A 13,066-nucleotide genomic window follows, 5' to 3' on the forward strand; every position below is an offset into this window, starting at 1 on the left:
TTGGTTTCAGGGTTTGATAGCTACCCACGCCGGGGCGTGGTCGGAAGGGCGTTCCCAGTAGCGTGGTTCGGTGTCGATGCCGGCATCATGCAGGGCGAGGTTGTCGCTGCACAGGGTCAGGTCGATGCGCATGCCGATGTTGCGGCGCAGGCCGCCCATGCGGTAGTCCCACCAGCTGTATTGCACGGTGTCGGGGTGCAGGTTGCGGTAGGCGTCGCGGTAGCCGAGGGCGAGGATGTCGGCAAGCGCCTGTCTTTCCGATGCCGAGCAGAGGATTTTGTCGCGCCAGGCGTCCGGGTCGTGTACGTCGAGGTCAGCCGGGGTGATGTTGAAGTCGCCGATGATGATGGTTTTGTCGTGTGCGCGTTTGAGGTCGTCGATGTAGGCGGTAACGGCGTCCAGCCAGCGCAGTTTGTAGTGGTATTTTTCGTCGCCGACCGCTTTGCCGTTTGGGACGTAGAGGTTGAGGACGCGCACGTCGCCAACGGTCGCCGCAATCGCCCGCGCCTGTTCGTCGGCAAAACCGGGGATGCCACAGACGACGTCCGTGAGCGGTTCACGCGCGAGCAGGGCGACGCCGTTGTAGGTTTTTTGGCCAAAGATGGCGCTGTGATAGCCCGCCTGGGCGAGGGCTTCGCTGTTCACGGCGTCAGTGGTTTGTTTGAGTTCTTGCAGGCCGAGCACGTCCGGCGCGGCTTCTTTGAGGTATTGCAGGACGTGCGGCAAGCGCACGTTCAGCGAGTTCACGTTCCAACTGGTAATTTTCATGTGGTGTCAATTTTTGTCAGTGGGGGTAAAATGGATAAGTCATTAAATCACGGATATTTTTCATCCTCAACGGAAGCTGTATGCGGGAAATTCGGGTGTTTTCGGCGCTGGTTCTTCATGCCGGAATGGAGATTGAGCTGGACGATAATGCGCATCGTCATGTTGCCCGTGTCCTGCGTTTGGCCGCAGGCGACGCGCTGACGCTCTTCAATGGCGACGGTTTTGATTATGCCGGCGAGATTTGTTTCTGCGACCGCCGCGCGACCCGTGTCCGCATCCTCGGTCAGGAGAATCCGGGCAATGAATCACCGCTGCATCTCACGTTGTTTGCTGCCCTGCTTAAAGGCGAGGCCATGGATCGTGTGATGCAGAAGGCTGTCGAGCTCGGCATCAGCCGCATTGTCCCCGTCGCCGCCGCGCGCAGCGAGGCACTACCAGCGGGCGAGCGGCGCGACAAGAAGCTGGCGCACTGGCAAGGTGTTATTGTCGCCAGCGCCATGCAGTGCGGGCGGGCGGTGCTGCCGGCGCTGGATGAGATCACGCCGCTTGCTGCGGTGCTGAATGCTGCCGATGGTCTGCGCTGGATTTTTTCCCCGCATCATGCCCCAACCGCCGATGCCCCCACCTCTGCCGACCGCCTCAGTCTGCTGATTGGCCCCGAAGGCGGTTTTACGCCAGATGAGGTCGCATCAGCCCAGTCTGCCGGCTGGTTCATCCAACATCTTGGCCCGCGTATCCTGCGCGCCGATACTGCCGCCACCGTCGCCATCGCCCGCGCCCAGTCGCGCTATGGTGATTTATCCCGCTGAACCCGCTTTTCCCCATGCTTGCCCTGAAAAAGAACGAAGACCTGCAAATCCCGCTCCACGACCCCGGCCGCATCATCAAGATTACCGGCGAGGAAAGCATGCACTATCGCGCCGCCATGCTGCGCGTTTTCAATGTTGTGCGCATCGTCACGGCGCTCCTTTTCATGCTTGGCTTTATTTTGAGCGATCAGGCAGCGCGTTCACCGCTGCACGGTATCGGCTTCGGCGGCACCAGCTGGTTTGTGCTGCTTGTTCTCATCTACATCACCGTCCTCGGCGTGCACTGGTTCGTGTCCCTGCATGACCCCGTAAGCGACGGGCTGTTGCTCAGTAACGCCCTGTTTGATCTCCTGCTGATGGCCGCTCTCATCATCCAGCTGGGCGCATTCAGCAATACCAGCCTGCTGATGATGACTATCCTCAGCACCGTCCTCCTCTCCGCCCTCACCCTGACCCTGCGGCAAAGCATCTTCTACGGCATCAGCATCATCCTCCTTTGGACCGGCGTCGGCGGCTGCCTGCTTATCCTGCCGCAAATCCCCTGGCAACAGCTCAGGGCGCTCAATGCCTACGACCGCTTGAACACCATCGCCACCGCCCTCGGCCAAAATACCCACCTCTACCATGAACCGGCGCTGATTGCTTTCGGCACCGCTTTCCTCGCTGTCCTCGTCAGTTACCTCTCCACCCAGGGGCGTGACAACCGCATCAACGCCGAACTCAACCGCAGCTACACCCGGCAACTGCGCAAAATGAACGACTCCATCATTGAGGATATGCAAAACGGCCTTATCGTCGTCAGCGGCGACAGCGCCATCCTCACCCTGAACCGCCAGGCACGTACCATCTTCGGCCTCAGCGAACAGGGCAAAGTGCCGCGCACCCTCGGTGAACTATTGCCAGAAATGGCGCGGCGCTTCGGCCGCTGGCAACACATGCGCTACAACGACAGCCGCACCATCGACATTGGCAAAGGCAGCTACAGCCTCAGCTTCAATGCCCTGCGCAGCGACGAAGACATGCAGCTCACCCTGCTCATGCTGGAAAGTATTGACGAAAGCTACCAGCGCGTGCGCGAAACCCGCCTTGCCTCGCTGGGGCGCTTGACCGCCGGGATTGCCCACGAAATCAGGAACCCGCTCAGTTCCGTGCAAAGTGCCGCCGATCTCCTGGAAGAAATGAGCGACGATCCGAAAATCCACTTCCTCACCGGCAAAATCAGAAACAACACCCAGCGGATGAACACCATCATCAGCGACATCCTGAACCTCTTTTCCGACAAACCGCGCAATACCCAGCTCATCCGCTTAAACCCCTTCCTGCAACGCATCATCCAGGAAGCACAGACCAACAACGAAACCGGCGCGACTACCATCCTCGCCGACATTGCCGCGACGCAGGACTACGCCGTCTTCTTCGACATCGGCCACCTCGAACAAATCCTGCACAACCTCATGCTGAATGCGGCCAAACACGCACGGCGGGACAACGTGGAAATCACCGTGCGCACCCGCTTGGGCGACGTTGGCCGCTTCCTCTACATCGACATCCAGGACAACGGTTGCGGCGTCGCCGCCGAAGACGAAGAACGCATCTTCGAACCCTTCTTCAGCAAACGGCACGGCACCGGCCTTGGCCTCTACCTCGTGCGCGAAATGTGCGTGGCAAACCAGGCACAAATCGTTTACGTGCGTCGGGAAAGCGGCGCCTGCTTCCGCCTGACCATGGAACGCTACCTCGCGAGTGACAACAACGAGGACGACTACACCTGAACACCGCCGAGCGGGACAACCGCGCGGCCGAACCCTAAATTACCCAGACACCCAACCGGAACCCACAACCATGACCAAAGCCCTCATCATCGACGACGAACGCGACATCTGCGAACTCATAGAAATGAGCCTCATGGGACAGGACATCACCTGCACCAGCGCCTACAGCGTCAAGGCCGCCATCAAGGCTCTGAAAGAAGAGCAGTTCAACTTCGTCATCTCCGACATCAAACTCCCCGACGGTGACGGCCTCGACCTCCTTGCCCACATCCAGAAACACTATCCCGGCCTGCCTGTGTGCATGATCACCGCACATGGCAACATGGACACCGCCATCCGCGCCCTCAAACTCGGCGCCTTTGACTTCGTCAACAAACCCTTTGACCTCAAACAACTACGCAGCATCTGCAAAGCCGCCCTCAAAGAAAACCCCGGCACGGACGGCGGCGCGGGTAACACCAAACCGACCGCTACCACCGGTGGCGGCCGCTCCACCAATAAAGTCGAACTTATCGGCGACGCTGACATCATGCAGCGCGTACGCGACATGATCGCCCGCGTCGCCCGTTCCCAGGCCCCCGTCTTCATCCACGGCGAATCCGGCACCGGGAAAGAAGTTGCGGCCCGCTCCATCCACCATCAGAGCAACCGTGGCGAAGGTGCCTTCATCGCCGTCAACTGCGGCGCCATCCCGGAAAACCTCGTCGAAAGCGAATTCTTCGGCTACAAAAAAGGCGCCTTCACCGGTGCCAACCAAGATCAGGACGGCCTTTTCGTCGCTGCCAACGGCGGAACCCTCTTCCTTGACGAAGTCGCCGACCTGCCTCTATCCATGCAAGTCAAACTCCTGCGCGCCATCCAGGAACGCGCCGTGCGCCCCATCGGCGGCGACCGCGAAGAAGCTGTGGACGTGCGCATCATCTCAGCCACCCACCACGACCTCGCCAAGCGCGTCAGCGAAGGCAAATTCCGCGAAGACCTTTACTACCGCTTAAACGTCATCGAACTCACCATGCCGCCCCTGCGCGAACGCGACGGCGACATCGCCATCCTCTCGCGCCATTTGCTTGCCAAACTCGCGCGCGACTCCGGCTACCCCCAAGCCCAGCTTACCCCCAAAGCCCTGCGCAAACTGGAGAACTACGACTTCCCCGGCAACGTGCGCGAACTCGAAAACATCCTCGAACGCGCGCTCACCTTCGTCGAAGGCAACATGATCGAAGCTGAAGACATCCACGTGAACGAAAACCGCCTGCCCGCGCACAACGAACCCGCCACCGCGCCGCAACCCGTCCACGCCTACCAACCGCCGCCGCAGCCCTACCCCTATCCGCCGCAACAGCCTGCCTACACGCCGCCACCCCACTACCCCCATCAACACAGCCGCGACGAAGACAGCGCACCCTACCCGCAAGAAGCGGCCACTTACCCCCCGCCGACACGCAGCGCCGCCCAACTGCCGGACGACCTCGAAGACTACATGCAGACCATGGAAAAAAACCTGCTGCTCAAAGCCCTCGAAGACTGCAACTACAACAAGACCAAAGCCGCCGAAAAACTCGGCATCAGCTTCCGCGCCATGCGCTACAAACTCAAAAAACTCGGCATCGACTGACCACGATGGTGGGCTTTGCCCCACCATCGCTTGCATCCACTACCGTCCATGCACCCCGCCAAAGTCCGCCGCGACCACCTGCACCAACTCACCGACCTGCCCAACATCGGCCCGGCCAGTGCCGCAGACCTACGCCGCCTAGGCATCCACCATCCCAAAGACCTCATCGGCAAAAACGCCGATACCCTCTACCACACCCTCTGCGCCCTCGATGGTATCCACCACGACCCCTGCGTCCACGACATCCTGCAATCCGTCGTCGATTACATGCACGGCAGCGAAGCCTTAGCGTGGTGGACATACAGCGCCAAGCGCAAACAAAAAGAACCCGGAAACACCTCATGACCCTCGCCCACGAACCCCGTCTGCAACCCGAACTCTACTTCCTCGAAGGCTACTACACCGCGCCACCGCCTATTGACCCCGCCGCCTGGCAAACCCGCCTTGCCGCCTACCTCGGCCACGTCGAAGCCATCGGCGATGGCGACACCCCAATGTTCGCCCTGCACGACTACCGCTGCGACTACGCCGACCGACCGGGAGCGCCAACCATGATCACCCTGCTTGCCGCTCCGGCTGAAGCACCTGATGCCGACGCCCTGCAACAAAGCTGGGGTTGGATGGAGGCCGCCGACATCGTCCCGCAATGCCCATACCGCCTCATCATCAACGAATTCCTCGGCCGCCTGCTTGACCCCAACCAGCGCCTGCACATCATCCGCAGCATCAGCCGTGTCCTCATCGAACTCACCGCGCCGCAAGCCGTGCGCCCGCTAGCCACCAACCGTTACTACCACCCGCAAAGCTGGCTGGACGCAGGTGATGAACAGCCTTACTACGGCCTCATCAACGTCCGTTACTACACCATCAGCAACCATCCCGGTGACAGCATCATGGACACACGCGGCCTCAGCGTCTTTGGCGTCCCCGATCTGCAATGCCACTACCGCGACCTCGAACCCGATGCCGTCGCCCAACAGCTCTACAACACCGCCATCTACCTCCTCGAACACGGTGACATCATTGCCGACGGCCACACCCTCACCGGCAGCAACGGTGAACCCTGGCGCTGCCGCCACGAAGACAGCCTGCTCGAACCCAGCCGCCTCGTCCTCGACATCTGCCCCAATGCCCCATACGCCGCTGGAAACCGCGACGACTAACCCGTTTCAGACCATGCAAACCGAATACCACGCCGACCTTGCCCCGCGCCACACCCTCGCCTGCCTCGCCACCGCGCGCGAACTCATCCACATCGACCACCCCGACGAATGGCGCATTACCGCACCCGGCGACCGCATCCTCGGCGGCGGCAGCAACATCATCTTCCGCACGGAAGTACGCGAACGCCTGCTCTGCCCGCGTTACACCGGGCGGCAAATCACCGGCGAAGACCCAGAACATCTCTACCTGCGCGTAGCCGCCGGCGAACGCTGGGACGACCTCGTCGCTTGGACAGCAGCGCAAAACTGGTACGGCATCGAAAACCTTGCCGCCATTCCCGGCAGCGTCGGTGCCGCGCCCGTGCAGAACATCGGCGCCTATGGCCGCGAAATCGCCGATGCCGTCCACATCATCCACGCCTACAACCGCGACACCGGGCAAAGCGAAGACATCCCCGCCGCTGCCTGCGGCTTCGCCTACCGGCAAAGCCACTACAAACAACACTGGCGCAGACGCTACATCATCAGCGCCATCACCCTGCGCCTTGCCAAACGCGGTCAGCCGGACACCGCCTACCCCGGCCTTCGCGAACAGGCAGCAACCATCCACAACGCTCAGGACGCCTACACCGCCATCTGCCGCCTGCGTGCCACCCGCCTGCCCGACCCCAAAACCGAGCCCAACGCGGGCAGCTTCTTCCACAACCCCATTACCGACCGTGCCACTTTCAGCAATCTGCAACAGCGCTACCCTGACATCCCGCACTACCCAACGGCGGATGGCCGCGTGAAAATCCCCGCTGCCTGGTGCATCGAACAAAGCGGCTACAAAGGCCTGCGCGACGGCAAAGTCGGTATCAGCGACAAACACGCCCTGGTCCTCACCAACCACGGCGGTACCGCAGCGGAAATTCTTGCCTTCGCCGCCCGCATCCAGGCGGACGTTCACGCCCGCTACGGTCTGAGCCTCGCCATTGAGCCGGATATCATCGGCGAAGACTGAACTGAATGCCACCGATAAAAAACCCCGCCGTAGCGGGGTTTTTTATCGGTGCTTAATGGGCGTCGCGGCGCAAATCCACCTCGGTGAGCGGGATCTTGCGCGTTTTGTAGCGCAGCTTGTGATAGAAGTAGAAGGTGAAGAAAACAGGCAGCCCCATGTAGGTAATCAGCAGACGCTGCCAGTCCAGATGAGCGTTCAGCACCAGCTCGGTGTCCTGACCGATGATGACGAGGATACACAGGCCGAGCGCGAGCAGCGGACCGAAGGGGAACCATTTGGCGCGGTAGGTGAGGGCTTCGAGCGGTTTGCCTTGCGCGATGTAGGCGCGGCGGAAGCGGTAGTGGCTGATGGCGATGCCGAGCCAGGCGATGAAGCCGGTCAGCCCCGAAGCGGCGAGGATGTATTCGTACATATGCTTGCCGACGCGGTCATCCAGTTGCAGCAGGAAGATGGCGAGGATGACGAGGGCGGTGGCGAAGACCGCGTTGTGCGGCACGCCGCTGCGGCGGCCAGTGCGGGCGAAAAGCGGCCAGGCAAGGCCGTCTTTGCCCATGGCGTAGAGCATCCGTGTTGAGGCATACATGCCGGAGTTGCCCGCCGAGAGGATAGAGCTGAGGATGACGGCGTTCATGAGCGCGGCAGCAAAGGCCAGTCCTGCCCGTTCGAAGACGAGGGTGAAGGGCGATTTGGCGATTTCGTCCACGTCCGCGCCGAGTAGTTGCGGGCTGGTGTAGGGGATGAGCAGGCCGATGACGAGGATGGCGAGGATGTAGAAGATGAGGATGCGCCAGAAGATTTGCTTGACCGCGCGCGGGATGCTTTGTTCCGGATTTTCCGACTCGCCGGCGGTAATGCCGATGAGCTCCGTGCCCTGGAAGGAGAAGCCGGCGATGAGGAAGACGCCGAGAATGGCGAGGAATTTGTTGCCGATGCCATCGCCGAGGAAGGGGGCGTCGCCGACGGTAAAGTTGGTGAAGCCGACGTATGCGCCGCCAAGGATGCCGAAGATGGTCAGGGTACCGATGGCAAGGAAAACGATGACGGTGAGGACTTTGATGAGGGCGAACCAGTATTCCGTCTCACCGTAGGCTTTCACCGAGAAGAGGTTGAGCGCGGTGATGAGAGTGAAGAAGACGATGCTCCAGCCCCAAGCGGGCAGGAAGCGTAGCGGCTCCCAGTAGGTGACGACGATGGCGGCGATGGCAATGTCCACCGCCACGGTGATGACCCAGTTGAACCAGTAGTTCCAGCCGAGGGCGAAACCGAGCGAGGGATCAACGAAGCGGGAAGCGTAGGTCGCGAACGAGCCGGAGGTGGGCAGGTAGGTCGCCATTTCGCCGAGCGAGGTCATGAGGAAATAGACCATCAGGCCGATGGCGGCGTAGGCGAGCAGTGCGCCGCCGGGGCCGGCATCATGAATGGCGCTGCCGCTGGCCATGAAAAGGCCGGTGCCGATGCAGCCGCCAATAGCAATCATCGAGATATGGCGGGTTTTGAGGTGGCGTTTCACCTCGGTGTTGGGGGCATTTTCTGTCATGGGTTTACAAGTTAGTCATGTTGAAGGCGTGCATGATAGCGGATTTATCTGCCGCCGACGCTTGCAAGTAGCGAAGTTGCCGCCTACGTTGCCGTTTTTATTCGCGCGGTGGTTCTTCCTGTTTGAGATAGCCGCGCAGCAGGTAGATTTGCGCGGCCATGAACAGGAATGTCCCGCCCAGTGAACCCCATAGCTTGAAGCCGACCCAGAAACTTTCGGAAAAGTTATAGGCCACAATCAGGTTAAGTATCGCCATAAAGACAAAAAACAGCGCCCAGGCGGTGTTGAGACGGCGCCACAGGCCATCCGGCATATCAAAAGCGCTGCCAAGCATTTCCCGGATAGGGTTGATTTTGCCGAGCCATTGCGCGCCCAGCAGGCCGCAGGCAAAGACGAGGTAGGTAATGCTGACTTTCCATTTAATGATCATGGGGTTCTTGACGACCAGCGTAATGCTGCCGAAGACCAGGATGAGCAGCGCCGTCAGCCAGTGTTTTTTCTCAATTTTATGGCGGCGCAAACGCATCCAGGTGAGTTGCAGGATCACGCCGATCATGGCGGCTGCGGTCGCCCAGTAGATGGCCTGAGCGCCATAGCCGCTCCTGCCGGCAATAAAGTAGGCCGCGACAAAAGCGAAAGCGGGGAAAAATTCTTGCATGGTGTTCCGTGTAATCTGGGTGTTAAGAAGTACCGCGATGAGCGGCGGCGATGGCGAGGGCGACGACATCCTGCACGCCTGCTGTTCGCAGGGCTCGCGCTGCTTCATGCAGGGTGGCGCCGGAGGTCACGACGTCATCCACAAGCAGGAGACGCGCGGGTAAGGTATCGCGCACGGCAAATGCGCCACGAATGTTGCGCCGCCGCGCGGCATGGGTGGGCAGCAGCGACTGCGGTGCGCGTCCTTCTTTATAGAAGACGCCTTCGGCAACAAGCGGCACGCCGAGCAGGCGCGCTGCCGCACGGGCGGGAAAGAGAGTCTGGTTAAAGCCGCGCTGGTGCAGGCGACGGTTGGCAATCGGCATGGCAAGTACGGCATCAACCTGCACAGGATGGGCATGCAGCAGGCGGCGGGTTTCGTCTTCCAGCACACGCAACGCGCAGCGGTCGGCATAAAACTTGCCACGCAGGATGGTACTGCGCACCACATCACGAAACTGCCAGCGCACCAGCAAGCGGCTGTAAGCGGGCGGGCGGCGCAGGCAGGTACCGCAGGCAAAACGGGCATCGGCGACACCATTGGCACAGGTGGGGCAATGGATGCCAAGATGCGGCAGGCGTACCGCGCAATCGTCACACAGGCCGACCACTGCCGCTCTGCCGCAGCCGATACAGCGCGGTTGCAGGAAGCGGGTCAGCCAGCGGGCAATCATGCGGCGGCAGCAAGACGTGTCAGCAGGATTTTGTGCAGGTAGATATTGCCGGCGACGATTTCACCGCGTTCGAGCATATCCTGCCCCCCACTGAAATCGCTGGCTATAGCGCCCGCCTCCTGGGCAATCAGCATCCCGGCGCAGATGTCCCACGGCTTGATGCCCATCTCGAAATAGCCATCGAGACGGTTCGCAGCGACGAAGCACAAATCCAGCGCCGCCGAACCGAGGCGGCGCACATCGGCGATTTCCTGCAACACCGATGCCAGCAGCGCATACTGACGCGTTAACAAATCGGGATCGCGGAAGGGGAAACCGGTCGCGGCGATAGCGCGGCCACCGTCACGCAGACCGCTGACCCGCAGGCGACGACCATTCAGTTGTGCGCCTTCGCCACGGGCAGCGGTGAACCATTCCTCGCTGACCGGGTTGTACACCACGCCGAGTTCCGGTTTGCCACGCTTGAGCAGACCGATAGAAACGGCGAACTGTGGCAGGCCATGCAGATAATTCGTTGTGCCGTCGAGTGGGTCAATCACCCAGCAATATTCACTTTCTTCGGCTGATGCGCGCGTTTCGCCCGATTCTTCGCCAAGAAAATCATGCTGCGGATACTTGTCCAGCAACACGTTTTTAATCACTTCCTCAGCGCGGCGATCAACCACACTGACCAAATCACCGCGCCCTTTTTCCTCAATCTGGATCTGATCAAGCTGACGCTGCCCCAGTTGCAGTATCTTTCCCGCCTCCTCGGCGGCACGACGGGCAATCGTAAGCATCGGATTCATCGCCATAACACTAAACCTCACTAGAAAAAAACGGCGTGCATTGTAACAGCACGCCCTTGTCACACGGCAAAACCCCAATTATCGGCAGGGCAAAAAAAACCCCGCAACAAAGCGGGGCAATAATCATCATGAGGCAATGTGACAGTTAGCATGAGCTGTTCCGTCGGAGATAATAATAAATGTTCCTATTACCCCAATCAAGACACATTCAGTACTTTTTCCAAAAAATATACAAGCTACTGAAAATTCAGATTATAAAAACAATCACCGCTGACGAACCTCCGTACAATAACGCACTTTTTCATCCTGGAACCATCTGTGAGCTCCTATCCCGCCAGCGATCATTACAACCCGCATACCCGCCGCTTCCACGCTGCTGAACCACCGCGCCCGCTGCAACACGGCCTTGCCGCCTTATCGAAAATGATCATTCACAGCCGCCACACCTACCCACCCGCGCCGCTGCCGAGTCTGCGCCCTGACTGGGCCACGTTCCTCGCCCCTGCTGCCAAAAGTCGCTTCATCTGGTTTGGCCATTCCACCCTGCTGATGCGTATCGGTGGACAAACCCTTATCACCGACCCTGTTTTTGGTGGTAACGTCTCGCCCGTGCCCTTTACCATGCGACGCTTCCAGCCGCCTGCCGCGACCGTCACCGAATTACCGCCGCTGGATGTCGTCCTCATCTCACACAATCATTACGACCACCTCGAACGTGCTACGCACAAGCGCCTGGCACACGGCCACGCACATTACCTCGTCCCGCTTGGTGTCGGCGTGCAATTGCAACGCTGGGGTATTCCCGCCGCGCGTATCAGCGAGATGGACTGGTGGCAAAGTATTGAGCGCAACGGCATCCGCTACACCGCCCTGCCCGCGCGTCATTACAGCGGACGCGGAATGTTCGATCACAACCGCAGCCTATGGGCGGGTTATCTCATCGAATACGATAACGAACGCTACTACTTTCACGGCGATTCCGCCTGGGGACAACACTTTGACGCCATTGCCGCCCGCATCGGCCGCATTGACATTGCCTTCATCGAAAACGGTCAATACAGCGAACACTGGCCGGACAACCATCTTTTTCCTGAAGAAACTGCCGCTGTTGCCGCCAAACTTGCCCCCTCGCGCTTTATGCCCATCCATTGGGGTGCCTATCCGATGGCGCTGCATCGCTGGAATGATCCCGTATTGCGCAGCATCCCCGCTGCCCGTGCCTACGGCGTCAATCCGCTCACCCCGTTGCTCGGCCAGATTTTTGACATGGACACGGCATGCGATGATTGGTATCACCATGTGCCATAAGAACGTGTCCATAGTCTCTGCTGTAACCTATCGGTATGAACAGAAAAGCCTACCCAATCGATATATGGCTAATATACTTAATTATTCATACAGATATTAAATAATAGGTCAATATTATTTAATCGAAGTTTATTGCGAATAGATTTAATCCATACCTATTTATGCTCGATTGGGTTTAAGTCAGGGCTATAAGGTGGAAGCCATAATATCCTATGCCCATTCTTCTTTAATAAATCAGCTATCTCGCTGCTTTTATGAAAAGCTGCATTATCCATCACAACTACACTGTTTTTTGGCAGTTCAGGTAACAAGGTTTGCTCCACCCACGCCTTAAAAATATCAGTATTAATGCTATGCTCGAACAAGCCAACAGCAAATAGCTTGTTCTCATATACCGCACCTATAGCATTAACTTGATTTTTACCATGCCAATCATGCTCAGCGTAACAACGCTGTCCTCTAAGTGAATAACCATATCGCCTGATCCAGTCTTTGCCGAAGCCACTCTCGTCAATATATACCAAAGGTAGTTTGCGCTTACGGAAGCAGGTCTGAAAACGTTGGAACCAATTCCGTTTAATCGGACAAGCCTTGGGGTGTTTCAGTATCGTCTTTTTTTACTAAATTTATTGCGTAGCATAGTCTTTCTGATAGCAGCGGGTGTGCATTTGAATCGTTTGGCACGTTCGCTTAGATAATCTGTTGGATACATCTCAATATCAGCCAGGAGTTCTTCTGTGCGGATCTTTTTCGGTGGTCGTTTTTGTGGTGTTTTGGCTTTTTCAGGATGTTTCTTCCAATTTTGAATGGTCGTGAAATGGATCCCAAATAGTGCAGCAGTAGTTCGAACTGATAATCCACGACTTAATGTTTCCAGGACTTTTTTACGAAAGTCGGGAGAGTAGGCCATAATCATTCTCCTGTATGAAAAAA

Annotated in this window: 14 protein-coding genes; 7 read left to right on the forward strand and 7 right to left on the reverse strand. The window is 58.7% G+C overall.

The annotated features are described in order from the left end of the window. Positions 1–6 precede the first annotated feature (6 nt). On the reverse strand, positions 7–768 hold the full coding sequence (gene xth, locus LG374_RS02920; protein ID WP_225756310.1) for an exodeoxyribonuclease III: 762 nt from the start codon (positions 766–768) through the stop codon (positions 7–9). An 80-nt stretch (positions 769–848) separates the two neighbouring features. Between xth and LG374_RS02925 the strand changes: the two genes are divergently transcribed. From LG374_RS02925 to murB, 6 genes are all read left to right on the forward strand, one after another. Further along, entirely contained in the window at positions 849–1,577 is a 729-nt protein-coding gene (locus LG374_RS02925) for a 16S rRNA (uracil(1498)-N(3))-methyltransferase (protein ID WP_225756311.1), read from the forward strand. A gap of 14 nt (positions 1,578–1,591) precedes the next feature. Further along, positions 1,592–3,349, forward strand: coding sequence for a PAS domain-containing sensor histidine kinase (locus tag LG374_RS02930; RefSeq protein ID WP_225756312.1), 1,758 nt, complete (start codon positions 1,592–1,594; stop codon positions 3,347–3,349). Between the two features lie 70 nt (positions 3,350–3,419). Next, positions 3,420–4,964: a sigma-54 dependent transcriptional regulator gene (locus LG374_RS02935; RefSeq protein ID WP_225756313.1), complete on the forward strand. Its 1,545-nt coding sequence runs from the start codon at positions 3,420–3,422 to the stop codon at positions 4,962–4,964. A gap of 48 nt (positions 4,965–5,012) precedes the next feature. Beyond that, positions 5,013–5,309 (forward strand): helix-hairpin-helix domain-containing protein, encoded by a 297-nt coding sequence (locus tag LG374_RS02940; protein ID WP_225756314.1) that lies wholly within the window; start codon positions 5,013–5,015, stop codon positions 5,307–5,309. After that, complete coding sequence (locus LG374_RS02945; RefSeq protein WP_225756315.1) at positions 5,306–6,127, forward strand: DUF4261 domain-containing protein; 822 nt, start codon at positions 5,306–5,308, stop codon at positions 6,125–6,127. The genes LG374_RS02940 and LG374_RS02945 overlap by 4 nt, the downstream gene beginning before the upstream one ends. Next, positions 6,093–7,130 carry a UDP-N-acetylmuramate dehydrogenase gene (gene murB, locus LG374_RS02950; protein ID WP_225756316.1) on the forward strand — a complete coding sequence of 346 codons (1,038 nt, stop codon included), beginning with the start codon at positions 6,093–6,095 and terminating at the stop codon, positions 7,128–7,130. Before LG374_RS02945 ends, murB begins: the two co-directional genes overlap by 35 nt. A 52-nt stretch (positions 7,131–7,182) precedes the next feature. Here the strand turns inward: murB and LG374_RS02955 are convergent, their stop codons facing one another. From LG374_RS02955 to LG374_RS02970, 4 genes are all read right to left on the reverse strand, one after another. Then, a complete protein-coding gene (locus LG374_RS02955) occupies positions 7,183–8,667 on the reverse strand; it encodes an amino acid permease (RefSeq protein ID WP_225756317.1) in 1,485 nt (494 codons plus the stop codon). A 97-nt stretch (positions 8,668–8,764) separates the two neighbouring features. Continuing rightward, positions 8,765–9,325, reverse strand: a complete 561-nt coding sequence (locus LG374_RS02960; RefSeq protein ID WP_225756318.1) for an inner membrane-spanning protein YciB — start codon at positions 9,323–9,325, stop codon at positions 8,765–8,767. Positions 9,326–9,347: 22 nt separating this feature from the next. Continuing rightward, positions 9,348–10,037 carry a ComF family protein gene (locus LG374_RS02965; protein ID WP_225756319.1) on the reverse strand — a complete coding sequence of 230 codons (690 nt, stop codon included), beginning with the start codon at positions 10,035–10,037 and terminating at the stop codon, positions 9,348–9,350. After that, positions 10,034–10,831 (reverse strand): inositol monophosphatase family protein, encoded by a 798-nt coding sequence (locus LG374_RS02970; RefSeq protein WP_225756320.1) that lies wholly within the window; start codon positions 10,829–10,831, stop codon positions 10,034–10,036. Before LG374_RS02970 ends, LG374_RS02965 begins: the two co-directional genes overlap by 4 nt. Before the next feature lie 312 nt (positions 10,832–11,143). On the opposite strand from LG374_RS02970, the gene LG374_RS02975 reads away from it, so the two are divergent. After that, a complete protein-coding gene (locus LG374_RS02975; RefSeq protein WP_225756321.1) occupies positions 11,144–12,133 on the forward strand; it encodes an MBL fold metallo-hydrolase in 990 nt (329 codons plus the stop codon). Positions 12,134–12,288: 155 nt separating this feature from the next. Here LG374_RS02975 and LG374_RS02980 read toward each other — a convergent pair whose 3' ends face one another. Beyond that, positions 12,289–12,741: an IS630 family transposase gene (locus LG374_RS02980; protein ID WP_370639324.1), complete on the reverse strand. Its 453-nt coding sequence runs from the start codon at positions 12,739–12,741 to the stop codon at positions 12,289–12,291. After that, the gene (locus tag LG374_RS02985) at positions 12,735–13,043 is read right to left on the reverse strand and encodes an IS630 transposase-related protein (protein ID WP_225756322.1); all 309 of its coding nucleotides are present in this window, start codon (positions 13,041–13,043) and stop codon (positions 12,735–12,737) included. Before LG374_RS02985 ends, LG374_RS02980 begins: the two co-directional genes overlap by 7 nt. Between the last annotated feature and the right edge of the window lie 23 nt (positions 13,044–13,066).

Source organism: Cardiobacterium sp. Marseille-Q4385 (assembly GCF_916618745.1).
In the GTDB taxonomy this organism is placed as follows: Bacteria; Pseudomonadota; Gammaproteobacteria; order Cardiobacteriales; family Cardiobacteriaceae; genus Cardiobacterium.

What these genes read in the sequence shown, in the direction of transcription:
- xth (WP_225756310.1), bottom strand. Translation starts at nt 768, where the DNA reads ATGAAAATTACCAGTTGGAACGTGAACTCGCTGAACGTGCGCTTGCCG.
- LG374_RS02925 (WP_225756311.1), top strand. Translation starts at nt 849, where the DNA reads ATGCGGGAAATTCGGGTGTTTTCGGCGCTGGTTCTTCATGCCGGAATG.
- LG374_RS02930 (WP_225756312.1), top strand. Translation starts at nt 1,592, where the DNA reads ATGCTTGCCCTGAAAAAGAACGAAGACCTGCAAATCCCGCTCCACGAC.
- LG374_RS02935 (WP_225756313.1), top strand. Translation starts at nt 3,420, where the DNA reads ATGACCAAAGCCCTCATCATCGACGACGAACGCGACATCTGCGAACTC.
- LG374_RS02940 (WP_225756314.1), top strand. Translation starts at nt 5,013, where the DNA reads ATGCACCCCGCCAAAGTCCGCCGCGACCACCTGCACCAACTCACCGAC.
- LG374_RS02945 (WP_225756315.1), top strand. Translation starts at nt 5,306, where the DNA reads ATGACCCTCGCCCACGAACCCCGTCTGCAACCCGAACTCTACTTCCTC.
- murB (WP_225756316.1), top strand. Translation starts at nt 6,093, where the DNA reads ATGCCCCATACGCCGCTGGAAACCGCGACGACTAACCCGTTTCAGACC.
- LG374_RS02955 (WP_225756317.1), bottom strand. Translation starts at nt 8,667, where the DNA reads ATGACAGAAAATGCCCCCAACACCGAGGTGAAACGCCACCTCAAAACC.
- LG374_RS02960 (WP_225756318.1), bottom strand. Translation starts at nt 9,325, where the DNA reads ATGCAAGAATTTTTCCCCGCTTTCGCTTTTGTCGCGGCCTACTTTATT.
- LG374_RS02965 (WP_225756319.1), bottom strand. Translation starts at nt 10,037, where the DNA reads ATGATTGCCCGCTGGCTGACCCGCTTCCTGCAACCGCGCTGTATCGGC.
- LG374_RS02970 (WP_225756320.1), bottom strand. Translation starts at nt 10,831, where the DNA reads ATGGCGATGAATCCGATGCTTACGATTGCCCGTCGTGCCGCCGAGGAG.
- LG374_RS02985 (WP_225756322.1), bottom strand. Translation starts at nt 13,043, where the DNA reads ATGGCCTACTCTCCCGACTTTCGTAAAAAAGTCCTGGAAACATTAAGT.